This is a genomic window from Tabrizicola sp., from assembly GCF_022842145.1.
Classification (GTDB): Bacteria; Pseudomonadota; Alphaproteobacteria; order Rhodobacterales; family Rhodobacteraceae; genus Tabrizicola.
Window position 1 is genome coordinate 22,217 of the sequence record NZ_JALHQD010000005.1, and the last position, 22,631, is coordinate 44,847.

The 22,631-nt window shown below is 64.8% G+C and carries 25 protein-coding genes and 1 tRNA gene; 7 read left to right on the plus strand and 19 right to left on the minus strand.

All coding sequences use genetic code 11. The features are described from left to right. The 6 genes from Q0C42_RS12955 to miaB all read right to left on the minus strand — a co-directional run bounded on the left by Q0C42_RS12955 (window position 1) and on the right by miaB (window position 5,243). Entirely contained in the window at window positions 1-882 is an 882-nt protein-coding gene (locus tag Q0C42_RS12955) for a hemolysin family protein (RefSeq protein WP_295076412.1), read from the minus strand. 43 nt (window positions 883-925) lie between these two features. Continuing rightward, the gene (gene ybeY, locus Q0C42_RS12960) at window positions 926-1,426 is read right to left on the minus strand and encodes an rRNA maturation RNase YbeY (RefSeq protein WP_295076415.1); all 501 of its coding nucleotides are present in this window, start codon (window positions 1,424-1,426) and stop codon (window positions 926-928) included. Between the two features lie 175 nt (window positions 1,427-1,601). Next, the gene (locus Q0C42_RS12965; protein ID WP_295076418.1) at window positions 1,602-2,600 is read right to left on the minus strand and encodes a PhoH family protein; all 999 of its coding nucleotides are present in this window, start codon (window positions 2,598-2,600) and stop codon (window positions 1,602-1,604) included. Between the two features lie 207 nt (window positions 2,601-2,807). Continuing rightward, window positions 2,808-3,197: a hypothetical protein gene (locus Q0C42_RS12970; protein WP_295076421.1), complete on the minus strand. Its 390-nt coding sequence runs from the start codon at window positions 3,195-3,197 to the stop codon at window positions 2,808-2,810. 4 nt (window positions 3,198-3,201) lie between these two features. Next, entirely contained in the window at window positions 3,202-3,777 is a 576-nt protein-coding gene (locus Q0C42_RS12975; RefSeq protein ID WP_295076424.1) for an OmpA family protein, read from the minus strand. Window positions 3,778-3,923: 146 nt separating this feature from the next. Then, entirely contained in the window at window positions 3,924-5,243 is a 1,320-nt protein-coding gene (miaB, locus tag Q0C42_RS12980) for a tRNA (N6-isopentenyl adenosine(37)-C2)-methylthiotransferase MiaB (protein ID WP_295076427.1), read from the minus strand. Between the two features lie 113 nt (window positions 5,244-5,356). Between miaB and Q0C42_RS12985 the strand changes: the two genes are divergently transcribed. Together Q0C42_RS12985 and Q0C42_RS12990 are read left to right on the plus strand one after the other, a co-directional pair. Beyond that, entirely contained in the window at window positions 5,357-6,226 is an 870-nt protein-coding gene (locus Q0C42_RS12985) for a hypothetical protein (RefSeq protein ID WP_295076430.1), read from the plus strand. 109 nt (window positions 6,227-6,335) lie between these two features. Beyond that, the gene (locus tag Q0C42_RS12990) at window positions 6,336-6,878 is read left to right on the plus strand and encodes a fasciclin domain-containing protein (RefSeq protein WP_295076433.1); all 543 of its coding nucleotides are present in this window, start codon (window positions 6,336-6,338) and stop codon (window positions 6,876-6,878) included. Window positions 6,879-6,925: 47 nt separating this feature from the next. Here Q0C42_RS12990 and irrA read toward each other — a convergent pair whose 3' ends face one another. After that, window positions 6,926-7,336 carry an iron response transcriptional regulator IrrA gene (gene irrA / locus Q0C42_RS12995; protein WP_367115737.1) on the minus strand — a complete coding sequence of 137 codons (411 nt, stop codon included), beginning with the start codon at window positions 7,334-7,336 and terminating at the stop codon, window positions 6,926-6,928. Between the two features lie 67 nt (window positions 7,337-7,403). Beyond that, window positions 7,404-8,657 carry an MFS transporter gene (locus Q0C42_RS13000; RefSeq protein WP_295076434.1) on the minus strand — a complete coding sequence of 418 codons (1,254 nt, stop codon included), beginning with the start codon at window positions 8,655-8,657 and terminating at the stop codon, window positions 7,404-7,406. Between the two features lie 104 nt (window positions 8,658-8,761). Between Q0C42_RS13000 and fabA the strand changes: the two genes are divergently transcribed. After that, window positions 8,762-9,271 (plus strand): bifunctional 3-hydroxydecanoyl-ACP dehydratase/trans-2-decenoyl-ACP isomerase, encoded by a 510-nt coding sequence (fabA, locus tag Q0C42_RS13005; RefSeq protein WP_295076438.1) that lies wholly within the window; start codon window positions 8,762-8,764, stop codon window positions 9,269-9,271. A gap of 116 nt (window positions 9,272-9,387) precedes the next feature. Here the strand turns inward: fabA and Q0C42_RS13010 are convergent, their stop codons facing one another. Next, window positions 9,388-10,140, minus strand: a complete 753-nt coding sequence (locus Q0C42_RS13010) for a glycosyltransferase family 25 protein (RefSeq protein WP_295076441.1) — start codon at window positions 10,138-10,140, stop codon at window positions 9,388-9,390. A 115-nt stretch (window positions 10,141-10,255) separates the two neighbouring features. Between Q0C42_RS13010 and fabB the strand changes: the two genes are divergently transcribed. Genes fabB through Q0C42_RS13025 form a run of 3 tightly spaced genes read left to right on the plus strand, consistent with a single transcriptional unit; the run spans window position 10,256 to window position 13,077 of the window. Beyond that, on the plus strand, window positions 10,256-11,485 hold the full coding sequence (fabB, locus tag Q0C42_RS13015; protein WP_295076444.1) for a beta-ketoacyl-ACP synthase I: 1,230 nt from the start codon (window positions 10,256-10,258) through the stop codon (window positions 11,483-11,485). A gap of 8 nt (window positions 11,486-11,493) precedes the next feature. After that, entirely contained in the window at window positions 11,494-12,282 is a 789-nt protein-coding gene (locus Q0C42_RS13020; RefSeq protein WP_295076447.1) for an enoyl-ACP reductase, read from the plus strand. A 33-nt stretch (window positions 12,283-12,315) separates the two neighbouring features. Then, window positions 12,316-13,077, plus strand: coding sequence for a hypothetical protein (locus Q0C42_RS13025; protein WP_295076450.1), 762 nt, complete (start codon window positions 12,316-12,318; stop codon window positions 13,075-13,077). Between the two features lie 188 nt (window positions 13,078-13,265). On the opposite strand, the gene Q0C42_RS13030 is transcribed toward Q0C42_RS13025, so the two are convergent. The 4 genes from Q0C42_RS13030 to Q0C42_RS13045 all read right to left on the minus strand — a co-directional run bounded on the left by Q0C42_RS13030 (window position 13,266) and on the right by Q0C42_RS13045 (window position 16,734). Next, window positions 13,266-14,090: a hypothetical protein gene (locus Q0C42_RS13030; protein ID WP_295076452.1), complete on the minus strand. Its 825-nt coding sequence runs from the start codon at window positions 14,088-14,090 to the stop codon at window positions 13,266-13,268. A 198-nt stretch (window positions 14,091-14,288) separates the two neighbouring features. Further along, a tRNA-Gly gene (locus Q0C42_RS13035) sits at window positions 14,289-14,362 on the minus strand. Window positions 14,363-14,570: 208 nt separating this feature from the next. Beyond that, window positions 14,571-15,179 carry a hypothetical protein gene (locus tag Q0C42_RS13040; RefSeq protein WP_295076455.1) on the minus strand — a complete coding sequence of 203 codons (609 nt, stop codon included), beginning with the start codon at window positions 15,177-15,179 and terminating at the stop codon, window positions 14,571-14,573. 52 nt (window positions 15,180-15,231) lie between these two features. Further along, a complete protein-coding gene (locus Q0C42_RS13045) occupies window positions 15,232-16,734 on the minus strand; it encodes a caspase family protein (RefSeq protein WP_295076482.1) in 1,503 nt (500 codons plus the stop codon). A gap of 359 nt (window positions 16,735-17,093) precedes the next feature. Here Q0C42_RS13045 and Q0C42_RS13050 point away from each other — a divergent pair, with 359 nt between their 5' ends. Further along, a complete protein-coding gene (locus Q0C42_RS13050; protein ID WP_295076485.1) occupies window positions 17,094-18,161 on the plus strand; it encodes a hypothetical protein in 1,068 nt (355 codons plus the stop codon). Here the strand turns inward: Q0C42_RS13050 and Q0C42_RS13055 are convergent. From Q0C42_RS13055 to tagF, 6 genes are read right to left on the minus strand one after another with little or no spacing between them, the layout of a single operon-like run. After that, on the minus strand, window positions 18,143-19,228 hold the full coding sequence (locus tag Q0C42_RS13055) for a hypothetical protein (RefSeq protein WP_295076488.1): 1,086 nt from the start codon (window positions 19,226-19,228) through the stop codon (window positions 18,143-18,145). The two genes, Q0C42_RS13050 and Q0C42_RS13055, sit on opposite strands and share 19 nt — an antisense overlap. Further along, window positions 19,216-20,301: a DUF2169 domain-containing protein gene (locus Q0C42_RS13060; RefSeq protein WP_295076490.1), complete on the minus strand. Its 1,086-nt coding sequence runs from the start codon at window positions 20,299-20,301 to the stop codon at window positions 19,216-19,218. The genes Q0C42_RS13055 and Q0C42_RS13060 overlap by 13 nt, the downstream gene beginning before the upstream one ends. Continuing rightward, complete coding sequence (locus Q0C42_RS13065) at window positions 20,302-20,787, minus strand: hypothetical protein (RefSeq protein WP_295076492.1); 486 nt, start codon at window positions 20,785-20,787, stop codon at window positions 20,302-20,304. Between the two features lie 15 nt (window positions 20,788-20,802). Beyond that, complete coding sequence (locus Q0C42_RS13070) at window positions 20,803-21,252, minus strand: hypothetical protein (RefSeq protein ID WP_295076495.1); 450 nt, start codon at window positions 21,250-21,252, stop codon at window positions 20,803-20,805. A 2-nt stretch (window positions 21,253-21,254) separates the two neighbouring features. Continuing rightward, the gene (locus tag Q0C42_RS13075) at window positions 21,255-22,109 is read right to left on the minus strand and encodes a DUF4150 domain-containing protein (RefSeq protein ID WP_295076498.1); all 855 of its coding nucleotides are present in this window, start codon (window positions 22,107-22,109) and stop codon (window positions 21,255-21,257) included. Then, entirely contained in the window at window positions 22,109-22,630 is a 522-nt protein-coding gene (gene tagF, locus Q0C42_RS13080) for a type VI secretion system-associated protein TagF (protein WP_295076501.1), read from the minus strand. The genes Q0C42_RS13075 and tagF overlap by 1 nt, the downstream gene beginning before the upstream one ends. Window position 22,631: the final 1 nt, after the last annotated feature.

Consider the following 22,631-nt stretch of genomic DNA (forward strand, 5'->3'; position numbering starts at 1 on the left):
TCACGCGGCGCCCGGAACAGGCACCCGGACCCGCAGCCGCTTTATCCGGCGCGGATCGGCATCGACGATTTCGAACTGGACGCCGCTTTCGTGCTCGATCACCTCGCCCCGCGCCGGAACCCGGCCCGAGCGCAGGAAGACAAGGCCGCCCAGCGTGTCGATCTCTTCGTCTTCCTCGGCCATGCGCAGCGGGATCCCCAGCGCGGCCTCGATCTCTTCCAGCGGCGCGGTGGACTGCGCCAGGATCACGCCGGGCTTTTCCTCTTTCCAGAGCGCGCCCTCGTCCTCGTCATGCTCGTCATCGATCTGACCGATCACCGTCTCGATGAGGTCCTCGATCGTCACCAGCCCGTCGACCCCGCCGTATTCGTCGATCACCAGCGCCATGTGCACCCGTTCCTTCTGCATCTTCTGCAGCAGGACGCCCGTGGGCATGGAGGGCGGCGCATACAGGATCGGACGCAACAGGCGCTTCAGGCTGAACCGGCCCGTGGCCCCGAACCCATGCTGCAATGCCAGGTCTTTCAGCAGCACCAACCCCTGCGGATGGTCCAGCGTGCCCTTGTAGACCGGGACGCGGCTGAACCCGTGCTCCCGGAAGACCTCGACGAGGTCGTCCTTGCCGATGTCCAGCGGCACCGCCACGATCTCGGCCTTGGGGATCGCCACGTCATCCACCCGCATCCTGCGCAAGGCATGCAGTCCTTGCGGAGCCGGGCCCGATCCTGACGCAGCTTCGGAGGCTGACGATTCGGAAGCGGGGCTGAAGGCGGAAAGAAGCCGTCCGAAAAAGCCACGCTGGCCTTGATCAGAGGCGGGTTCATCGGTCGTCCCGTCCAGCGCGCTCTGCGCTGCGGGAGACCCGTCGGTGCTACTGCCCATCGGTCCTTTGTCCAGAAAACCACCCGTTACGCGGGTGCGACCCCTAATATGGGTCAGAAAGCCCAAGGCTGGCAAGTATCCGCACTTCCAGCCCCTCCATCAGCGCCGCATCTTCCTCCTCGACGTGGTCATAACCCAGCAGATGCAGCACGCCGTGCACGATAAGATGCGTCACGTGGTCGGGCATCGGCTTGCCCTGCTCCTCGGCTTCCCGGGCGCAGGTGTCGAAAGCGATGGCAATATCCCCCAGGGATTCGGGGTCATCCGGCGCGCCGGGTTCCGGTAGTTCGGGCACCTCGCCCACTAACTCTGCTCCTCGCTCCTCCGCGGGCCAGCTGAGCACGTTGGTCGGGGTGGGCTTGCCGCGGAAATCGGCGTTCAAAACCGCGATCCGGGCATCATCGCACCCCATCACACTGATCGAGAGACCGGCGACCGGAAGTTCCAGACCGGCCAGCACAGCGCGGCCTGCGCGTTCCGACAGCGGGGCCAGCCCGAAAGCCTCCCACCGCTCGTCCTCGATTACCGTCTCGACCAGATCCATGCCCGCGCCCATAGCTGCCGTTCCCGGCTGACGCAAGCACAGGCCAGCCTTTCATATTTGCGCAAATATCCTCAGGGGGTTTGGGGGCAGAATGCCCCCAACGCCGAGGAGAAGCGCGCAAGCGCGCCGACGAGACAAGGGACTTGCTCGCCAGCGCTCCGCTTGAAACCCGCCGTCAGGTGGCCTCGTCCGCCTCGTAGGCCTCGATGATCCGGCCAACCAGCGGGTGACGCACCACGTCCTTCGAGGTGAAGTAGTTGAAGCTGACGCCTCGCACGCCCTTCAGGATGCGTTCGGCATCCGCCAGCCCCGAGGCCGTGCCGCGCGGCAGGTCGACCTGGGTCCGGTCGCCGGTGATGACCATCCGGCTCCCTTCCCCAAGGCGGGTCAGGAACATCTTCATCTGCATCGTCGTGGCGTTCTGCGCCTCGTCCAGCACGATGAAGGCATTGGACAGGGTGCGGCCGCGCATGAAGGCCAGGGGTGCGATCTCGATCCGCTTTTCCTGCATCAACTTTTCGACCTGCTTTGCCGGCAGGAAGTCGTTCAGCGCGTCGTAAAGCGGCTGCATGTAGGGATCGACCTTCTCCTTGGCGTCTCCGGGCAGGAAGCCAAGCCTTTCGCCCGCCTCGACAGCGGGGCGCGACAGGATGATCTTCTCGACCGCGCCCGAGATGAACATCGTCACCCCGACCGCGACGGCGAGGTAGGTCTTGCCCGTGCCCGCCGGCCCGATGCCGAAGCCCATCTCGTGCTGGAACAGATTCGCGACATAGGCCTTCTGCGCCTCGGTGCGGGGCTCGATCGGCTTCTTGCGGGTCCGCAGTTCCATCCCGGTCGAGAAAAGCTCGATCTGCTCGGCGCTTTCGGCATCCGCGGGGCGCCCCATGCGCATCGCGCCGTCGATGTCTCCCGCCGCGACCCCACGGCCCGCCTCAAGCCGGGCATAAAGCGAGCGCAGCACCGCAGCCGCCTGTTCCCGCGCCGATTTGTCGCCGATCACCGCAAGGCGGTTGCCACGCCGAAGGATATGCACCCCCATCTGGTGTTCGATCTGCGCGAGGTTGCGGTCAAACTCGCCGCAAAGATCGATCAGCAATCGGTTGTCGGGGAATTCGAGGACGGTTTCGACGATATCCTCGGCGGACGGGGGGGTCAGCGCGCTGATGCCCAAAGGGCGCTCCTTCTATCAAGGGCCACAAGGAAAGTTTGCAGCCGGACACGTCATCTGGCAAGCAAAACCACCGACGGACACAATTTGTTGCGTCACTTCCTGCATTTTTCAGGATAGCCGGCAAGGAAACGCGCAAATGACAAGCCCCGGTGCAGGACCGGGGCTTTCAATGGCATTCCTGAAGCGCGGACGACCCGCGCGACGCGGTTATCTCGGCACGTAGTCGGGGCCCGGCGCGGTCGATGTCTCGTAAGGCCCAAGCACGGTTCCCGGCGGGTACTTGCCGTCGCAAATCGGCAGGCCGGTCCTGGGATCAGAGCGGGGCGAGGAATAGCCTTCCACGCCGTCGTCGATTATCCAGACCTGACAGCCGTCGGGATCATAGGCAATCGCGGCTTCGCCGTCGACCAGCCCCGGATCGTCGTCGGTGCCGGAATCCGACGCCTTGGCGATCACCGAATCCGGTCCGCCATAGCGCTGGACATCTTCGAAGAATTCTCCGCTGGCACAGGCCGAAAGGCCAAAGGCCAGCACCGGCAAAAGCGCAAGCCGCCTGGACTTGCCAAGGGTCGTCGGGGTGTTCACTGCAAGCGCCATCTGGTCAACCTTTCTTGCAGAGAACTTCGACGCGGCGGTTCTGCGCCATGCCATCCGCCGTCGCGTTCGTGGCCGCAGGCTGGCTTTCGCCGTAGCCGGTCGTGCTTTCGACCACGGCTCCCACCGATTGGGCCACCGCCGCCACCGCCTGCGCCCGGGCTTCGGACAAACGCTGGTTATCTGCGTCCGAACCGCGGCTGTCGGTGTGGCCGATGACGCTGTAGGAATAGGCTTCGGTGTTGCGGAAGTAGTCCTCCAGCCTGGCCCGGCCCTCTGCGGTCAGAGTGGCACTGGCGGTCGCGAAGAACGCATCTGCGCTTTCGGTCAGGCAGCTTGTCTGCCTCGTGCACACCGGCTTGCCTGTGTCGGGGTTCCGCCGGGGCACCATATACCCTTCGGTTCCGCCATCCGCCCACCAGTGCTGGCAGCCGTCGGCGTCGACCCAAAGCCCCCAGTCGATCTTTCCGCTGATCACCGGTTCCTGTGCGAAAGCCATCGACCCGGCCCCGATACAGGCCCCGGCAACGGCTGCAACCAGCCCATGCCGAACCACGTCCCCCAGAAAAAGCAAAGCAGCCACTCCCTTACACACCCCGCCGAGTCATCGGTCTTGTTGGGCGCAATAAAGCAGAAGAATTCCGTTCACGAGAAGGAAATCCTGGTCCCTGACAGGGTTATCCCCAGCCAAATGAGCAGATTTTCCGCAGACCGGCCATTGTGCAACAGTCAAAGCGTCGTCGACAGCAGTTCGCCCGCCAGCGAATTGGTCACCGAGCCGGTGATCCTTACCCGCATCAACTGGCCAACCTGTCCTTCGGGGTGCAGCACGTGGACCGCGTGCTGGTGGTCGGACTTCCCCACCATCTGCCCGTCGCGGCGGCCCGGCTTTTCGTACAGGACCTGCACCTCGCGGCCCACCATCGCGTCCTGCGCGGCACGCTGCTGGGCGGTGATCAGGGTCTGAAGCTCCTGCAACCGGGCGTCGGCGATGTCGGCCGCGACCGGAGCCTTCTCGGCCGCCGGGGTGCCGGGGCGGGCGGAATACTTGAAGCTGAACGCCGCCCCGAAGCCCACCGCGCGGATCAGATCCAGCGTCGCCTGGTGATCGGCGTCGGTCTCGCCGGGGAAACCCACGATGAAGTCCGAGGAGAGCAGGATATCCGGTCGGGCTGCCCGAATCCGGTCGATCAGGCGCAGGTACTGCTCTGCCGTGTGCTTGCGGTTCATCGACTTCAGGATGCGGTCCGACCCGGACTGAACCGGCAGGTGCAGATATGGCATCAGCTGGGGCAGATCGCCGTGCGCCGCGATCAGGTCGTCTTCCATATCGTTCGGGTGGCTGGTCGTGTACCGCAGCCGTGCAAGACCATCGATCGTCGCCAGTTCGCGCAGCAGCCGCGCCAGACCCCAGACGCCCCCCGGCCCCTCGCCGTGGTAGGCATTGACGTTCTGTCCCAGGAGCGTGATCTCGCGCACCCCTTGCGCGACAAGCCCCCGCGCCTCATCCAGAAGACGCGCCACCGGACGGCTGACCTCCGAACCGCGGGTATAGGGGACGACGCAGAAGGCGCAGAACTTGTCACAACCCTCCTGCACGGTGAGAAAGGCCGTCGGTCCGCGCAGGGACTTCCGCTCGGGAAGCTGGCCGAACTTGTCCTCGACCGGAAAGTCGGTGTCGACCATGCGGCCCCCCGCCTCGACCATCGCGGGCAGGCGGTGATAGGCCTGCGGGCCGACCACAAGGTCCACCACGGGCGAACGGCGCAGGATCTCGGCCCCCTCGGCCTGGGCGACGCAGCCTGCCACGCCGACCTTGAGTCCCGGTTTCGCCGCTTTGAGCCCGCGCAGGCGACCAAGGTCCGAATAAAGCTTCTCGGAGGCCTTTTCCCGGATGTGGCAGGTGTTCAGCAGAACCATGTCCGCCTCTTCCACCACGTCGGTGGTGACATAGCCCTTCGCGCCCAGGGCTTCCGCCATGCGCTCGCTGTCATAGACGTTCATCTGGCAGCCGTAGGTCTTGACGAACAGCTTCTTAACTTCGGTCATGGACATTCTCCGGAACGCGCGGCTTCTACCCTACCTTGGCCCTCGCCTCAACGCTCGCTTGCATCGCTGCACAGGATGGTCGAATTTGCCGCGCGACCCCGACTGGACAATCCATGCGCCATTCCAGCCTTTCCAGCTTTCTCGATCGCCAGCGGGGCAGCGCTGGCGCAGGTCCGGTCTCGCTGGTCCTGGCCGAGGATGACGTCGAACTGGACTCGACCCTGGCGCACCAGGTCAAGTGCGGCTTCCGCACTGTGGTGCTGCTTGCCCCCGATGGCGTGCGGATCGCCGAGGATCTGGAAAACCAGGTCCAGATCGTGCGCCATGACGTTTTCGCCGAAGGGGCGCTGGTCGCGGCCGTCAACCAGGCCATTGCCGCCCTGCCCGGCTCCTGGCTGCACTACTGCCACAACGCCGAATATCTGTTCTTCCCCTTCTGCGAGACCCGGACGGTCGGCGAGATGCTGGCTTTCCACGCCGAAGAACGGCGCGAGGCGATGCTGACCTGTGTCGTCGACCTGTACGCCGGCGACCTGAGTGGCGCGCCCAATGCCGTGGCTCTGGACGACGCGTGGTTGGACCGTTCGGGCTATTACGCACTGGCGCGCAAGGACCCGGCCAACGCGTGGCAACCAAGTGAACGGCAGCTCGACTTCTTCGGCGGCCTGCGCTGGCGCTTTGAAGAGCACATTCCCTTCGGCAAGCGCAGAATCGACCGCATCTCGCTGTTCAAGGCCAAGCCGGGCATGACGCTTCTGCCCGACTTCACGCTGTCGGACCAGGAGATGAACACCTATGCCTGCCAGTGGCATCACAACCTGACCGCCGCCGTCTGTTCTTTCCGCACTGCCAAGGCCCTGCGCACCAATCCCGGTTCGCGCCACGCGATCCCGACGTTCCGCTGGCCGAATTCGGTGAAGTTCGACTGGCACAGCCGGCAGCTGATGGACCTTGGCCTGATCGAGCCGGGCCAGTGGTTCTGATCCTCACGCTTCCGTGATGGACCCGGCGAAACTTCCGTTCTGAAGCCTCCGTTCCTTGGAATGTAACCAGTCGGATAGGCCGATTGGTGCTTTCAGAAACGGAGCTTTCATGTCCCTGAAGTCGATCCTTGGCGCCGCGGCGCTGACCGCCCTTGCACCCTCGGCCTTCGCGGCGAACCCCGATGTCGGCGGCGCTCCGATGTTCGAAGAGAAGAACATTGTCGAGAATGCGGTGAACTCGAAGGACCACACCACCCTCGTCGCCGCCGTCAAGGCCGCCGAACTGGTCGACGCGCTGATGGGCCCCGGCCCCTTCACGGTCTTCGCGCCCGTCAACGATGCTTTCGCGGCCCTTCCCGCCGGCACGGTGGACACCCTCCTGCTGCCGGAAAACAAGGACATGCTGTCCAAGGTCCTGACCGGCCATGTCGTCGCCGGAGACCTGAAACTGGCCGACCTGCGCGCCCAGGTCGGGGCGGACGGCTACGCCAACCTCAAGACCCTGTCGGGCGACGCCCTGTCGGTCCGCTTCAAGGGCGACACCGCGATGATCTATTCAGAATCGCGCAACATCGGGCGCATCACCATCGGCGACGTCGACCAGTCCAACGGGGTGATCCACGTCATCGACGCGGTGATGGTCCCGAACTGAGGATCTGAGTTTTCAGCACCAGCGGGCGGGGGCAACCCCGCCCTTTTTCACGCCTTGCGCAGGCGGATGACCACATCGACGCGGCTGACCGCCATGCCCGCGGGCACCTGCGGCAGTTGGGCGATCTCCAGCTCTTCGGCCGGCGCGTCGGTCAGGGAATGGCTGTCTTCCCAATAGAAATGCGGATGGTCATCGGTACGCGTGTCGAAATAGGACTTCGACCCGTCCACCACGACCTCGTTCATCAGCCCGGCATCGCAGAACGCGCGCAGCGTGTTGTAGACGGTGGCCAGGCTGACCTTCTCGCCCGCATCGGCGGACAGCGCATAAAGGCTTTCGGCGGTGACATGACGGTTCATCCCGTCGCCGACCAGCAGTTCAGCCAGTGCAAGCCGCTGCCGCGTGGGGCGCAGGCCCCCCATCTTCAGCCATTCTGCACTGCGATCCGTACTGGTCACTCGCCCGCCCCTTGTTTCCCCGATATAGGGCTGCAAACCCGACTATTTCAATGCGGAATCGTTCAGATCAGCGGGAAATCCCTGCAAATCCGCGTGCGATTGCCCTCCAGACGAGTATCGCGACCACTACGGACCCCAGTCCCGCCGCCCAGAATGGCAGCACCAGCGCCGTCCCGCGCGACGTGACCAACTCGCCCAGCGACACCACCACCCCGGAAAGGACCAGTCCCAGAGGCATCATTCCCCAGGCCAGAAGCCGGTAGATGCTGTTCACCCGGCCCCGCAATGCGTCCGGGATCAACCGTTGGCGGGTGCTCACCGAGACGACGTTCCAGACAAAGCTGCAGAACTCCATCACCGCAAAGGCCAGACCCAGGGTCCAGGGACCGGGCGCCAGTCCCATCAGCAGGAAGCTTGGCCCCGCAATCGCCAGCATCGCCTGCATCGTCCGAACCGGACCCAGTCGCGCCGCGATCCGGTCGCCCAGCAAGCTTCCAAGGATGCCGCCGAATGCACCGCCGGCCAAGGTCAGCCCGTAAACCTGCGCCGAAAGCCCAAGGTTCTCTTGCGCGTGCAAGACCAGTGCCACCAGAATGAGATTGCCGAACAGGTTCCAGAATCCGGTGGTGATGGCCAAGGTTTGCAGCAGCGGCACGCCGCGCAAGAATGCGAATCCTTCGCCGATTTCGCTCTTCCAGCCGCGCCGATCGTCAGTGCGCACGGCCTTGAACTGCCCCGCTAGCCCCGCCACCAGCAGCATCGCCAGCCCGTAAGCCACCGCGTTCAGCCCGAAGGCAAGCGGCAGCCAGAGCCCAATGAGAAACGCCCCCAGCGCCGGGCCGATCAGCGCGTTGGTCAAAAGCTCCGCGCTCCAGAGCTGGCCGTTCGCCCGCTCCAGCTTTTCCTGAGGCACCAGCGCGGGCAGCATGGTCTGCGCGGCATTGTCACGGAAGACCTCGGCCCCGCCGACGACGAGGGCGGCGACCAGCAGGCTTGTGTAGAGCCAGGGCGACGACACCCCCTCGTCCGGGGCCGGAGCCAGCGGCAAGGCAAGGCCCAGCGCCAGTGCGGCGCACAGGAAAGCCAAAGCCCGCACGGCATCCATGCCCAGGATCAGTCGCCGCCGGTCCACCCGGTCGGTGACCAGCCCCGCCGGCAGCGCCAAAAGCGCCCAGGGCAGACGCAGCGCCACCGGCACCAGCGCCACCAGCAGCGCGTCCCGCGTCAGCAGGGATGCTGTCCAGCCCCAGGCCACGACGGCAATGCCGTCCGCCAGGTTCGTCATACCACTTGCGGTGATGAACCGCTGAAATGCCGTCATCTCCGGGAACCTCTTCGCCCTGCCAGACTTGCCACCCCGAGGCTTGCCACCCTTGACCACCCAATGCTACGGAGGGTGAAGGGGATCACGGGGAGACACAAGGGATGGCGTCCTATCCGACCAGCTTCGACAAGGAAGCACTTCTGGCCTGTTCGCGGGGCGAGCTTTTCGGGCCCGGCAATGCCCAGCTTCCCGCCCCACCGATGCTGATGATGGACCGGATCACCGACATCTCGGAAGACCGGGGCAAACACGGCAAGGGCCATGTCGTCGCCGAGTTCGACATCACTCCCGACCTGTGGTTCTTCGACTGCCACTTCCCCGGCAACCCGATCATGCCCGGTTGCCTTGGCCTTGACGGCCTCTGGCAGCTGACCGGCTTCAACCTCGGCTGGCGCGGCTGGCAGGGGCGCGGCTATGCGCTTGGCGTGGGCGAAGTGAAACTGACCGGCATGGTCCGTCCCGACCGCAAGAAGCTCACCTACTTTGTCGACTTCACCAAAGCCCTGCAGACCCGCCGCCTGACGATGGGCGTCGCCGACGGGCGCGTGGAAGCGGATGGCGAGGTGATCTACCTCGTCAAGGACATGAAGGTCGCGCTGAGCGAGGCGTGACGCGGGCGCGCTTTTCGCTTCTGGAATGCCCAGGCACCATCTGGCGCCGACCGACCTTTGCCGAACTCATCCCGGCCATCGCCCGCAACACCCGGTGAGACCCGGCCCGATCGCCCCTACCCCCGCCGCAGCAGCGCCCTGACCGGCCGCAAAACCCGGCGCGCCCAGTCGGCTGCCCTGGTCGCCCGCCAGCCCGTCGGCACCGAGATGTCCGACCGGCTTGACCTTTGCTGCGCGACCGAGGGGGTGCAGACATAGGACGCCACCTCGGGGTGCGCGCGGCGGAACCAGGAATAGGCCCCGTCGACATGCATCGGCCCCCCGTCGGGTGAGCCCTTGGGGCGTTGCAGCATCGCCTCCAGGTAGTCGACCATCCGCGCGATCACGTCACCGCGCAGGCCGATGAAATGACCCAGAAGAAGGTCGCGCTCCGGCTCCAGGCGCACCAGCGAGATGGCCCCGTCCGCCGCCGCCTGGTCGTGACCCCGCCCACCGTGCAAAAAACCCCAGTCGGTGTCCCGTAGCGCGCCCAGCCTGGCGTTGGACGCAAGGGCGGCCGGGGTCCAGTCCACGTCATCCTCAAGGATCACGATGCTGCGATACCCCTTCGCCACCGCATCCTTCAGCGCCCCAAGGTGGCTGAGGAAACACCCGCGCTCGCCCAGAGAGCCGAAGTCGCCGGGGTCCGCTGGCCGCACCGCCGGGAAGAACTGCACCAGCGGATCATCCGCCAGCCCGATCAGCGCCAGCTGCGCCGTCATCTCGCGCCGCCGGTCGGTCCGGTCGGGCAGGTTGATCACATAGACACGGTCGAAGAGCGCCTGGAACAGGGTCTTGTCGAACCGGGACGTAAGATGCGGTACGGTCATGCTGGCAGGAATAGCCGCTCGCCCTGGATCAGACAAGCGCCCCGGCTGTGCCCAACCTCCTTGCCCCCTACCCCCCTCTGCCCTAAACAGTCCTCAACTAAGCGAAGGAGCACCCATGCGCCGCGTCGTCATCACCGGGATCGGCATCGTCTCGTCCATTGGCAACACCGCCGCCGAGGTCGAAGCCTCGCTGCGCGCCGGGAAGTCCGGCATCGTCTTCGCCCCCGACTATGCCGAACACGGCTTCCGTTGCCGGGTCCACGGCCAGCCGAACATCGTTCTGGAAGACCACATCGACAAGCGCGACCTGCGCTTCATGGGGGATGGCGCCGCCTACACCTTCATCGCGATGGATCAGGCAGTGAAGGATTCGGGGCTGTCCGAGACTGACATCTCGAACGACCGCACCGGCATCATCGTCGGTTCTGGCGGGCCTTCGACCAAGTCGTTCTTCAAGGCCCACAACATCGTCCGCGAAACCGGCTCGCCAAAGCGGATCGGCCCCTTCGGCGTGACCAAGGGCATGTCCTCGACCGTCTCGGCCTGCCTTGCGACGCCGTTCAAGATCAAGGGCGTGAACTACTCGATCACCTCGGCCTGCTCGACCTCGGCCCACTGCATCGGCAACGGCACCGAGCTGATCCAGATGGGCAAGCAGGACATCGTCTTTGCTGGCGGAGGTGAGGAACTGGACTGGACGCTTTCCTGCCTCTTCGACGCGATGGGAGCGATGTCGTCAAAGTACAACGACACGCCCGACCGCGCGTCCCGCACCTATGACGCCAACCGCGACGGCTTTGTCATCGCGGGCGGCGGCGGCATCGTGGTTCTCGAAGAACTGGAACACGCCCTCGCGCGCGGTGCCAAGATCTACGCAGAGGTTACCGGCTACGGCGCCACCTCTGACGGGCACGACATGGTGGCCCCCAGTGGCGAGGGTGGCGAACGGGCAATGCGGGTGGCGCTGTCCACCCTGCCCCAGGGCCGCAAGATCGACTACATCAACAGCCACGGCACCTCGACCGTGGTCGGCGACGTGACCGAAGTCGAGGCGATCCGCCGCGTCTTCGGCCAGGGCACGACCCCGCCCATCGCCTCCACCAAATCGCTCACCGGCCACTGCCTTGGCGGAGCGGGCGTGTGGGAGGCGATCTATTCTCTGATCATGTTGAACGGCAACTTCATCGCCGCCTCGGCCAACGTCGAAACGCTGGACCCCGGGCTTGATCCGTCGGAAATCGTGACCAAGCTGCGCGACAACGTGCACCTCGACTCGGTCCTGTCCAACAGCTTCGGCTTCGGCGGCACCAACGCCACCCTCGTCATGTCGAAATACCTTTCGTAGGAGCCAGCATGGCCGATCTGATGAAGGGCAAGCGCGGGCTTGTCATGGGCGTGGCGAACGACCGTTCCATCGCCTGGGGCATTGCTTCAGCTTTGGCCGCAGAAGGCGCAGAGCTGGCGTTCAGCTATCAGGGCGAGGCGTTCGGCAAGCGTGTGCTACCACTGGCCGCCAGCGTGGGGTCGGACTTCCTTATCGACGTCGACGTGACCAACGAGGAAAGCCTGGACGCCTGCTTTGGCGAAGTTGGCCGCCGCTGGGGATCGCTGGACTTTGTCATCCATGCCATCGCCTTTTCGGACAAGAACGAGCTGAACGGCCGCTTCATCAACACGACCAAGGGCAACTTTCTGAACTCGCTGAACATCTCCTGTTTCAGCTTCATCGACATCGCGCGCCGCGCCGAACCCTTGATGACCGAAGGCGGGTCGCTGATCACGCTGACCTTCCAGGGCTCGAACCGCGTCTCACCGAATTACAACGTGATGGGCGTGGCCAAGGCCGCCCTGGAATCGGCGACGCGCTATCTGGCGAACGATCTTGGCCCGCAGAAGATTCGCGTCAACGCGATCAGCCCCGGCCCGATGAAGACGCTGGCGGGTTCGGCAATCGGCGGCGCCCGTGCGACCTTCCGTCATACCGAGGACAACGCCCCCCTTCGCGCCAACGCGACGCTTGAGGCGATCGGTGGCACCGCGGTCTGGCTCTGCTCGGCGTATGGCGCCTGCACCACGGGCGAGATCATCCACGTCGACGGCGGCTACCACGCCCTTGGCTTCCCGCAGGCCGAGAACCTCTGACCCCGCCAGGCGGCCCCAGGACGGAAGGCGCGCATGACCCTCACGCCCCGCTACGTGACTGGTGACGCCTCGGTCGACAGCGATGGCCCCGACTTCAGCGTCTGCACTCTGGTCCGCAGCCAGCAGAAGTACGACCGGCTCCTCGCCTCGTTCGCCCGCACCGGCTTTACCGCCGACAACAGCGAGTTCCTTGCCGCCGACAACCGCGAGGTCAACCGCTTCGACGGCTACGACTGGCAGAAGGCACTTCTGGCGCAGGCGCGGGGGCGGTATGTGGTCTTCTGCCACGACGACATCGAGCTTCTGGACCAGGGCCATGACGCGCTGCTCTCCGCGCTGGAGGTCCTGACACGGGCCGAGCCGACCTGGCTTCTGGCGGGTGTGGCAGGTGGGCGCTACCGGCCGGAAAAGCATCACCGGCGCTTTCTGCGGATGCACATATCGGACCCCTGGGGCGAGAACCGTTTGATGGGGTCAGTCCCGGGCCGGGTCGAGACGCTGGACGAATGCTTCATCCTGATGCGTCGGTTGCAGCCGGTCATCGGATCGCATGACCTTGGAGGCTTCCATTTCTACGGTCCCGACCTCTGCCTGCAAGCCGAGCTTCGGGGCGGCTCCGCCCATGTGATCGACTTTCTCCTCCGCCACCACGGGGGTGGCACGAAGGATGACGATTTCCGGCGCGCCCGCGACCGGTTCATTCGGAAGTATGCGGCGATCTTCCCGGGGCGGTTCCTGCACTGCACGACCGGCGTGGTGCATCTTGTACCGCCGGACACCGGGGAGGGTGGGTGATCCGACGTGCGCCACGCGTGGAGGCTTTCCCCCACCTAATGATCTCAATGGGTTGTCGGTGAGCGTTCAGGATCAGTTAACCACTGCAGCGCGTGGTCTTCGACTCTTCTCGCAGGTGGGTGAAGGCTCCTCCTGCGACATCGTCTTCTCGTCGCGGGCCGGTCAGCGCCATCACCCGCCGTCCCCAATCACGCGACGAGACCCACCACCGCAGAAGCCCGATACCCCGCGCCGGGATCGCCGGTCATGGTCAGAACCTGCGCCGCAAGTTCCGCCTTGGACGAGCCCCGGAAGATCCCGTCGCGTTTCAGGCTGACCCCGCCAAAGGGCTCCAGGCTTGCCGCGTAGCGCGGGTCCGCGGCATAGACCGCCGCGCAGGGATCTTCGGGCAAGGCAAATTGCGAGGTAAGCAGTGCCGCCGTCCCGGAAACGGCGGCCTCGGGGCTGGCAAAGACTTCGAAATGCAGGTGCGGCCAGCGACCGGGATAGCAGCCGGGCAAAACGGTGGTGAACCGGACCAGACCGGCGCCATCGCTGATTCCAACCCCGCGCAGGTAGTTGCGGTCCGCCGCACCGTAGATCGAATAGACCCCGGCCGCGTCGCATTGCCAAAGGTAGACGGCGCGACCGGCCAACGGTGCGCAGCCGTTGCCCACGTCCTGAAGCCTGATTTCCAGCGTGACCGGCACGCCTTCGGCCACCGGCTGCAGCCCGCCGATCGAGGTGCGGATGTCGTCCCGGATGACGCCCTCTTCGGTCAGGATGTTGACCAGTTGCCCGTCGCGCACATTGGTGCCGTCCGCCGGAAACGGGCCCGCGGTTTCTTCCGGCAGCACCACGCAGGTCGCGCCATCGGACCCGGTCCCGATGACTGTCTCGGCCGAGCTGCGGGCGGCCCAGAGCGACAGTGCCGCCCCTCCCATCGCCAAGCCCGTCATCACCAGACGACGCCGCGTCAGATGCGGCAGGTCGGCGGCAAGGCCTTCAGGTCCGTGGTCGTCATGCTGGGTCATCCATCGCTCTCCTGTGTCAGACTGCACCGTCTTACGCGGCAGCTAAAGCTTTCCGTCGGCAGGTCCCCCAAGTTTTGATGGCAGGCAGACCAGGCAGATGGACAAATGGCAAGAACCCTCAGCCAACAGCCTGTTTGCGCGCGATAAACCCGGTTTTGTCCAGCGTGGACACGACGACAAGCCTGAAGGAGAGGAAGGTGGAGCGGGCGGCGGGAATCGAACCCGCGTCTTCTGCTTGGAAGGCAGAGGTCTTACCATTACACAACGCCCGCGCTGCATTTGGTGAGTATTCGGACGCGCTCCGTTCGTCAAGTTGGTATGCAGGCGACCATAGGCGCCGTACCGCCAAACGGTCCGCTAGAGTTCTGGGTGGGGCGGAAAGCAGACGGTCAGCGCGGCGTGTCGCGAACCTGCTGTTCGGTGGTCATAGACGTTGTAGCCGGGTCGACCCGGCCACTTTGATCGGTGGCCGCGTTGTCCTCAGGATGAGCGCAATATCACCAGGTTCTCTTCGACCGCCGCGGCGACCTCGGTGTAGTGCTGTGTCCGCCGGGCGGGATCGCCACCCGACCGGATGATGATCAGTTCGGTCTCCTCAACCACCATTGCTGCCTCGACCGCTGCTGCCTCTGCAAAAGCCTCTTTCAACGGACGGACCTTGGGCAGGCGCTTGGATCCGGTCCTGTGGCCTTCGCGCGGCCGGATAGCGGGGGCGCTGTCGTCTTCGTACTTGCGCACGATGGCATCAAGTTTGTCGGCGGCATCCAGCATCGCCTGCTTGATCGGCAGGTAGTCCCCGGTGTTCGGCAAGTTCGCCGCGACCTTCAGGTAGTAGATCCGCAGGCAATCGATCCGGTACCGCAGTTCGATGCGGCTGCCGCAGGTATTGTTGGCACCTTGCAGGATTTTGGTGATCCCCTTCGTGACCCCGGAGTTGAGGTTTTGGCCCGGTTCCGAGGAGTCGTCATGGCAGGAAATGCTGAAAAAACTGAAATCGGAAGGTGCCGACAGAATAGAAGGGCCGGACGGTTCCTCGGACTCGGGTTCCGGCTCGTGACAATCTGCAAGAGCGGGCGTGACGGGAAGCACCCAGAGGAGGCCGAGAGCGAGCAGAAATGGGGTCAGGATTGATCTAATCATTTCAGTTCTCCGTTTCAAAAATGCCGTAGGCGGCCAATACCGCACGCCGCGTGCCGGGACCGAAGGAGCCATCCACCGCACCATCGTAAAATCCCTTGTCGGCAAGAATTTGCTGCAGACCGGCCCAAGTCTCCTCGGGAAACTTCTCGGCATTGGTCAAGAGCGCGTCCAAAGCCAGCTCGCTTCCGCCCCTTAGCGCACGATACAGAAGGTCGGCGGCATCCCTGGACCCAAGGTCCGGCACCAAGCCGTTCGCAGCGAAGGACGCGACGTTGAACATCGCTTCGGTGTGACCCTTCGAGGCGGCCTCCTGAAACATCGCAAGCGCCTTGTCACGGTCCTTGTCCAGGCCCAGTTCGCCCGTGAAGTGGAAATAGCCCATGTCGTTCAGCGCGGCCGGAATCTTCGCCATGGCGGCTTCCTCATACAGCGCGCGGGCGCGGACTGGATCGGGGTCGGCACCGAGGCCACCCTCCAGCACCTTGGCCAACCGGTACTTCGCATCCGGGTCCCCCGCGGCCACCGCCTGTTCCAGGAGCGCCAGCGCCTCTTCCGGCGCGTAATCGGTGCTTTGCCGATCAAGCTTGGCAAGAGCCAGACCGACGAGGGACCGCGAGTCCCCGGCGGCTGCGGATTTCTCCAGCATGTCGCGCTCAGTTGCCACGACGCGTTGCCAGGCGGATGCCAGTTCCTCGAGCCCAGGTTCAGCCGAGCCAGTGGCAATGCTTGCCAGGTAGAAGGGCTCGCTCGGCAGGGCGCCATAGGTCGTCGGCTCCTGCTGGTTCGCGGTTGCAGCCAGCACGTCGTCGCGCACCTGCCGGAAAAGCAGGCTGATCTCCAGCTCCGGCCTCACGATGTTCTCGCGCAGCGCAATGTTGAACGGGCTGTTCTGACCTGTCCCGTCCAGCGCCACTGAGCCATCCCGGGCTGCAAAGGCAACCAAGGTGCCCCGGTCGGGCGAGGGAACTGCGAGACCGCCCCTGCCCGTGGTCAGACCCTTGGCAACCTCGGGGTCGCGCAGGTCGATGACATCGGGAAACGGATTGTCCCGGCAACTGTCCAGAATCACGATCGACATCTTCCGCGCCCCGTCCACGGCGGCGAGCATCTGGTCCATCGTGACCGAGGCCGAGACGATGTCCTTGGCCTGCTGCACCTTTGCGTCGACGGGGATCAGGAAAGTCGTCCCCTGTACGGAGACGCCATGGCCGGCATAGTAGACCAAAGCGATGTCGGCCGTTTCGGCCTTGAAGGCGAAGCTGTCCAGTGCAGCGAGCGTCTCTTCGCGGGTAGCGTCCATCAGAACATCCACCTGGAAGCCGATGCCCTCGAGTGTCTCGGCCAGCGCCCGCGCATCGTTGACCGTATTCCGCAACGCCTGGATGTTTTTGTAGCCGGCCATCCCCAGAACAAGGGCGACCCGGTCCTTGGCCCGAGTTTCGGACCCAGCCGGGAATGCCAGCAAAGTCAGCAACAGCGGAAGAACCAACAGGCGAAAAAGCATGACGGAATCCGTTGCCGAAAAAGAGACGATACGATGAAGGCTACGCCCAATCGGCGATTACAGAAACGAAAAAATCGAAGCTGCGCATCGAGACCGGCCAGCAACCGGTTGCGGCGAGCGAAGCATGGCCGAAGGAGCAGCTCGCCCGCCGACTTTCGTCGCCCTCGCCATCGTCGGCACAGGCGCGCATGCGAAACGCTGGTTCCCCAAGAGTTTCAACCGCGGGCAAAGTGGCTACGATATGGGAATGGTAGTCGACCTCGTGCCTTCGACTCCCGAGTCCGGAAGCGTAGCGCGGGACATGACAGTGGGGAACTGCGGGCGTAAGATCGGTCAGGTTGGCGCAAGATGGTTTCGCAATGAAGACTTTGGCCATAATCCCGATGCTCGTCCGGCAACACGCCGAGGATGCTGCCTTCCTGTTCGTTCAGCGCGGCCGCGCCTTCCATGGTCAGTCCTGGGACGAGACGCAGCTTGGCCGAACCGACCAGCGGATCGCGGGCAACATCGCGGGGCTGGTCGCGGCGGGCAAGACCGGGCTGGAGATCGCTGCGGAATATGCCGAGACGGTGGGCGGCGCGGGTGAGATCTTCACACTGGCTGTCACCGCCTTCGCGCAAGGTCAGGCGGTGGAGTTCACGTTGGCCGCCGGGTTGGGCAGTCCGGCGGGCCGCAAGGGCCTTTCCGGCGCGCTGGCCTGGACCGAACCGCGGCTCATCGGGCCGCAAGTCAAGCGCTGGCTGGAGTCGGGGGAAGAGGGGTTGCGGTTTCTGGGACTGGTGGCGCTGTCGCATCACCGGAGCGACCCGGGGGCGATGCTGGCGGGGTTCCTGACCGATACGTCACCCGAGGTCCGGTCTCGTGCGGCCCGACTGGCCTTTGAACTGGGGCGGGCAGACTTGGCAGGGCAGATGCTGGAACTGGCTGGTCCGGAAGTCTGGCCGCTCCTTGCACTTGCGCGCTTCGGAAAGGGAGCCCAACCGCTTTACGACCATGCGGCGATGGGAGAGTCGCCGGAGGCAGAGCTCGCGCTGGAGGCTGCGCTGATCGCCGCGCCAGATCAGGCGCGGGAGCGTCTGGGAGCCATGCTGCGCCTGCCTGCGACGCGTGCGCTGGCGCTGTCGCGGACCGGAGTGACGGGGGACCTGTCGGTGGCGGGCTGGCTGTGTCAGCAGCTGGATCAGGAAGCCGACATTGAGGCGGCACAGTTCGCACTCTTCGATCTATACCCCTTGGACCCGGACCTCTGCAGCGACCTCGCGCAGCGGCCCTTGACGGCCGAGGCTTGGCTGAAAGCGCATGTCAACGACCCGCCGCACCTATCCCTGCGGCGCAAGCGGCTGGACGTGTTGCGCTTGGGGTTCCGGGACCGCGCCGCACCGCTTCCCGACTGGCGCAGGACCCGCGCCTACCCCGCCTGGAGCTGAGCCGCCGCGGCTGTGGTCCGCAACATCGCCGCAGAGCGCAGGCCGTCGTCCGAGGCGATCTCGGCCATTGCCACCCGGCCCGGCGCATAGCCATGCGCGAAGGCATCGCGGGCCACCACCAGAGCGAGTACTGCCGAGGCGCTGCCGGTCTCGCCCGCCGACATCGCGGGCATCGCGGCGGGGGTGCGATCGCGTCGGGTGCGGTAGAAGCGCGCGCGCGTGATCATGGATTCCCAGGCCGCGTAACGTTCCCCATTGCCGTTCGAAAGGACGAAATCCACGAAGGGCTCGCCATCCGCCTCGCACTTTCGGCTGGCTTCGCGAAGGGCGGACAGCATGGCCCGACCCTGGCTGAAGCCTTCGGAGAGGACCGAGTTCTCCTCGCGCGCGGAGGCGACGGAGAGGATCGCGCAGGTCGGTCGCTGCCTACCAGCGGCGCGGGGCGAGAGGACCACGGCGGCGGCACCTTCGCCGGGGATCAGGCCCTGCGAGTTGCCCCCGCCAGCCAGCCGGTTCGCGGCCATCAGCCGAGCAAGGTCCGACGGGTTCACCAGGCTGTCGACGCCTGCAAGGATCACCCGGTCGACGGCCCCCTGGGCCAGAAGCGCGCTTGCCTGCGCCAGAAGCCCCAGCCCCGCGGCGGCACCACCGTCGACAGCGCAGGAGGAAGGGTGAAACGACATTTCACAAGCGGCGAGGATGGCGTCAAATAGCGCTGGGGGTGCCACGTGCTCGTAGGCCGGATGGCTCCGGTGGCTTTCCGGCGGGGTGAGGAAAAGTGCCGTGCGCTCCATCCGAACAGGATCGGCCTCCGTGGCGTCCTGCACCGCCTCGCGGATCGCGCGGGCGGCGAGGTTGACCAGCCACTGCCCCGCATCGCGTTTAAGCCGCCAGTTCGCCGGGATGCGCGCGACTGTCTGCTCGGCACCGAAAGGATCGGACATGGTCTCCGTCGAAAAACCGGTCACCCCGGCGCGGATCGCGGCACAGGTCTGCGGCGCGGTCAGCCCAGCCGCGGTGACGGCGCCTGCACCGGTGATGAAAAGCGGAAGGGTCAGCTGGCCCACACCGGCACCTCGTGCAGGGTCCCGTCGCCGCCGAGCGGGTTGATATATTCCTTGTTCTTGCGGCGGGCGTTCAGGAAGACGGGCGAGACATGGCCGACAAGCACCTCACGCAGCTTCGGCGCGTTGCGGCGGGTGATGAAGCTCATCCTGGCCTTGAGCGTGATGCGATGGATATCGGGCTCGATCAGCACGGTATCGGGCTGGAAGGCCGCTTCTTCGACCCCCTGGTCCCGGAAAAGGCGAACAGGGGCTGCCAAGGCAGGGATGCGAAAGTCCCAACGACCCTCCGGCGTCAGGTTGATCAGCGTGGCAGAGGCCCCGGGGCGGATCGAGGCCGATTGCTGGTCCGACGGGGCAACCTGCTCGTGGCGCGGGTCGTAGTCGCGGGGCGGCAGCGGCCACTGTGTGTCCAGCCAGGTCTGGTCATAGGTCCCCGCGAAGGCCAGGCGCGGCTGCCAGCCCCTGCCGATGCTGGAAAAGCCCACCGGGTCAGGCCGGTCGTCGCGGGTGGTGGCGACCTGGTCGGGCCGGGTGATGTTCGGCGCGTCGCTGCGGGCAGAGGGGTCAGCAGAACGCGCACCACTGAAGCCGATCCCCACCGGATTGCGCGGGTCGCGCTTTCCATCCTGCGCCGTGCCTCCAAAGGCGCGCTCCCAGGTGAGCGGCAGGGTGACAAAGGGCTGCGGTGCGCTGAAGGCCCCCAGATGATGCACCCGGTCACCGGTCACCTGGAGAACCTTGCGCACCTCACCGATCTGGAGGCCGACCATCACCTGCTCCGCCGGCCGCCCCCCAGGCGCATGGGCCGAGCCGTTCACGATCACCTCGGGCAGAGGCTTTTTCGGCGCGATGTCGGAATCGTAGCGGATCGAGGACAGGACCGGGTCACCCCAGGGGATATCGGCATAGGTCACGGGAAGCTGGTCATCTGCCAGACCGACCTTGCCCTGCGCGTCGGCGGTGAAACTGGCCGAGAGCATCACGACAAGCCGCTCCTGCCCCTCGACGGTGACCTGGACATGGGTGTGCACATCGAAGGGCGTGCGGTTGTCGATGATGGTGTCGTAGCTCATTCAACACCAGTTCCCGTTCTCGTCGAGGCCGATGGGCCAGTAGGGCATGGCGGTCAGAAGTTGGACGTATTCTCGGCGACCGTCTTCCTGCAGCCACGCCAAAAGGAAGACCTCAGGTCGAACTTTTTCAGCATCTGGAAGCTCCTGACCAATTTCGTCGCAAGCCAGCCAGTAGTTACGTACCAACCACACAAGATAGGGATGCTCGGCAGGTCCAGCGGCGCATTGGTCGAGTTTGTACTGGATTGCGGCACTAGGGGTACTGCCACCTTCGATCAACTCGTCTAGATCAGCTTCCCACGTTTCGGAAGCGCATTCGTAAACCTCCGCAAAGTCACCGATATAGCTCGTAAAAAGCCGCCTGTAGGCCGTAGCCGCCTGTTCAGCTGAGATTTCTTTGTCGGTATAGGGCACGCTCGATTTCACGTCGCGCGGAGCGCTCAATAGCCGCATCAGTCCGATGTTGACGTCATGTGCGGTACGCATATCCAGCTGGCCTCCCTAGCTGATCTCAAGTTCTTGATCTTCGCCCACAGGCGTATAGATAAATAGCCGAAAGTGCTCCCACAAATCCGGTGCATAATCCTCCATCATCTCCAGAAGTAGCAGTTTCGGGGCGATCGGTCCGCTCTTCTCGCCACCCTCGTCGCCATTCCCCCAGTCTGCCTCGATCGGCGCATGGTCGCTGCCGTCGGCAGATCGCTTAATATTCAGCCAGTGAACTAGGAAGTAATGCTCCCTGAAGATTGCGATCATCCTGGGATGGGATGCAGGCCCGGCCGGCCAATGAAGCCGCGATATCTGAGCCCCATTCGTGTCGAGCCGCTTCTGAAGGTCGTTCCACCATGAAAGCACCGGACCGAGTTCTTGTCTGAGGCTGCTAACCCACCGCGCGATAACGTCGGTGTAGTCACTATCGAGCCCGGCGAATCCTACAAATTCGTCAGCCAAACTCAGATCCCCCTTGCTTTCATGAAATCCCAGACTTCCTGGTTGTTGAAATTGCTTTGCCGTCCAGGCTGGCCGGGACTGTGGCTGTTGCAATGAGGCTTCACATAGAGCTTTCTCATTGCCGCCTTGAAATCTGCAAGATCCATGTTGCATCCCCCCATGTACCAGGCGACCTTTTGGGTGGGTTGGTGGTCGGCAATGATGGGGAGCTCCGTCCCCTCCCTTTGGCGCTTGGTCTTGGCCTGGAGACGCCTGATCGCACCCTTCGGTGGCGGTTTGCGCCGCTTTAAGTTAGCGAGGTCCCTGCTACACTCCCAGCATGCGCGTTTCTGAACCTTAGCTTTTTGCTTATCTGTTGTGGGTGTGTAGGAGGTACTAGAATCGTAGTCGGTGCTGCATTTGGCTTTCAGTTTTGCGGGTAGCGAATTTCGGAATCTCACAGCCGCCGCCGCGTCCAAACAATTCGGTGGAGTACAGGAAGTGTTCTGGAACATCGGGTCGCCGTGCCTGCAGACGCCCTTTCCCTCCACCTTCACCGTAAACGACCACATCGTGAAGCTGGCCTTGCCTTTGTTCGTAGCTGTCACGACGCCTTTCGGCGGCTGGCTGCCAGGTTCGTTTCCCGTGCTTGTCGAGATTTCGGACACATCCTCAAGCGCCGTGGGCTCGCCGTCGATTTTGACGGTCTTCGAGCCCTTCGTCAGGTCCGACGCCTGGGCGATGTTCACGTAAGGCACCGGGATCGGGCCGGCAGGAGGTGGGGGCGGGGTCATGCAGACGTCGCCCGGGGCGATGCCCTTGCCGCCGCTGCCCTTGTGGAAGAAGCCCATGTTCTCGGCATAGACGGTCAAACCCATCAGCTGCCTCCCTGCGGCAGGCCGAAGGCGGCGAAGGCGCGGCCAGAGGGGAAGTTCAGCTCGTGGACCTCCCAGTCGTCACGCCACATCATGACGGCGGCAGAGGGCGGTGCGGCCGGTAGGGGAACGGGCAGGCGCGACAGGCCGCGGTCAAGGTCTGACGTGGTAATGTCACCGTCGACGGTTTGGGTCAGCAGGGTTTCGGCGGCATCGAACCAGGGATCGTCGACCGCAAGGTCCCGACCAAGCGCTGCGATGACGAAGGGATAGCGTTCCCCGCGCGAGTCGTGGCTGTGCCGCCAGACCCCTGCAGCTGCAAGGGGGCCGAACAGGCCTGCGGCGGCCACGAAGCGCCAGGCGGGCTCGTCATAAGCGATGGGCGGAGGCGGTGCCGTCCGTGTGGCAGCGGCATACCAGTTGTCCCAGCGGTCGGTAAAGTCGGGTGGCAAGGACGCGCCCAGGAACCCGGCTGCCGAGGGCAGCTTGCCGAAGTAGCCGGTCAGGGGCGGGTCAGGGGGCATG

Excerpts from the sequence above, each read along its gene's own strand:
- Q0C42_RS12955 (WP_295076412.1), bottom strand. The coding sequence starts at position 882 with ATGGGCAGTAGCACCGACGGGTCTCCCGCAGCGCAGAGCGCGCTGGAC.
- ybeY (WP_295076415.1), bottom strand. The coding sequence starts at position 1,426 with ATGGATCTGGTCGAGACGGTAATCGAGGACGAGCGGTGGGAGGCTTTC.
- Q0C42_RS12970 (WP_295076421.1), bottom strand. The coding sequence starts at position 3,197 with ATGGCGCTTGCAGTGAACACCCCGACGACCCTTGGCAAGTCCAGGCGG.
- miaB (WP_295076427.1), bottom strand. The coding sequence starts at position 5,243 with ATGACCGAAGTTAAGAAGCTGTTCGTCAAGACCTACGGCTGCCAGATG.
- Q0C42_RS12985 (WP_295076430.1), top strand. The coding sequence starts at position 5,357 with ATGCGCCATTCCAGCCTTTCCAGCTTTCTCGATCGCCAGCGGGGCAGC.
- Q0C42_RS12990 (WP_295076433.1), top strand. The coding sequence starts at position 6,336 with ATGTCCCTGAAGTCGATCCTTGGCGCCGCGGCGCTGACCGCCCTTGCA.
- Q0C42_RS13000 (WP_295076434.1), bottom strand. The coding sequence starts at position 8,657 with ATGACGGCATTTCAGCGGTTCATCACCGCAAGTGGTATGACGAACCTG.
- fabA (WP_295076438.1), top strand. The coding sequence starts at position 8,762 with ATGGCGTCCTATCCGACCAGCTTCGACAAGGAAGCACTTCTGGCCTGT.
- Q0C42_RS13010 (WP_295076441.1), bottom strand. The coding sequence starts at position 10,140 with ATGACCGTACCGCATCTTACGTCCCGGTTCGACAAGACCCTGTTCCAG.
- fabB (WP_295076444.1), top strand. The coding sequence starts at position 10,256 with ATGCGCCGCGTCGTCATCACCGGGATCGGCATCGTCTCGTCCATTGGC.
- Q0C42_RS13020 (WP_295076447.1), top strand. The coding sequence starts at position 11,494 with ATGGCCGATCTGATGAAGGGCAAGCGCGGGCTTGTCATGGGCGTGGCG.
- Q0C42_RS13025 (WP_295076450.1), top strand. The coding sequence starts at position 12,316 with ATGACCCTCACGCCCCGCTACGTGACTGGTGACGCCTCGGTCGACAGC.
- Q0C42_RS13030 (WP_295076452.1), bottom strand. The coding sequence starts at position 14,090 with ATGACCCAGCATGACGACCACGGACCTGAAGGCCTTGCCGCCGACCTG.
- Q0C42_RS13045 (WP_295076482.1), bottom strand. The coding sequence starts at position 16,734 with ATGCTTTTTCGCCTGTTGGTTCTTCCGCTGTTGCTGACTTTGCTGGCA.
- Q0C42_RS13050 (WP_295076485.1), top strand. The coding sequence starts at position 17,094 with ATGAAGACTTTGGCCATAATCCCGATGCTCGTCCGGCAACACGCCGAG.
- Q0C42_RS13060 (WP_295076490.1), bottom strand. The coding sequence starts at position 20,301 with ATGAGCTACGACACCATCATCGACAACCGCACGCCCTTCGATGTGCAC.
- Q0C42_RS13065 (WP_295076492.1), bottom strand. The coding sequence starts at position 20,787 with ATGCGTACCGCACATGACGTCAACATCGGACTGATGCGGCTATTGAGC.
- Q0C42_RS13075 (WP_295076498.1), bottom strand. The coding sequence starts at position 22,109 with ATGGGTTTGACCGTCTATGCCGAGAACATGGGCTTCTTCCACAAGGGC.
- tagF (WP_295076501.1), bottom strand. The coding sequence starts at position 22,630 with ATGCCCCCTGACCCGCCCCTGACCGGCTACTTCGGCAAGCTGCCCTCG.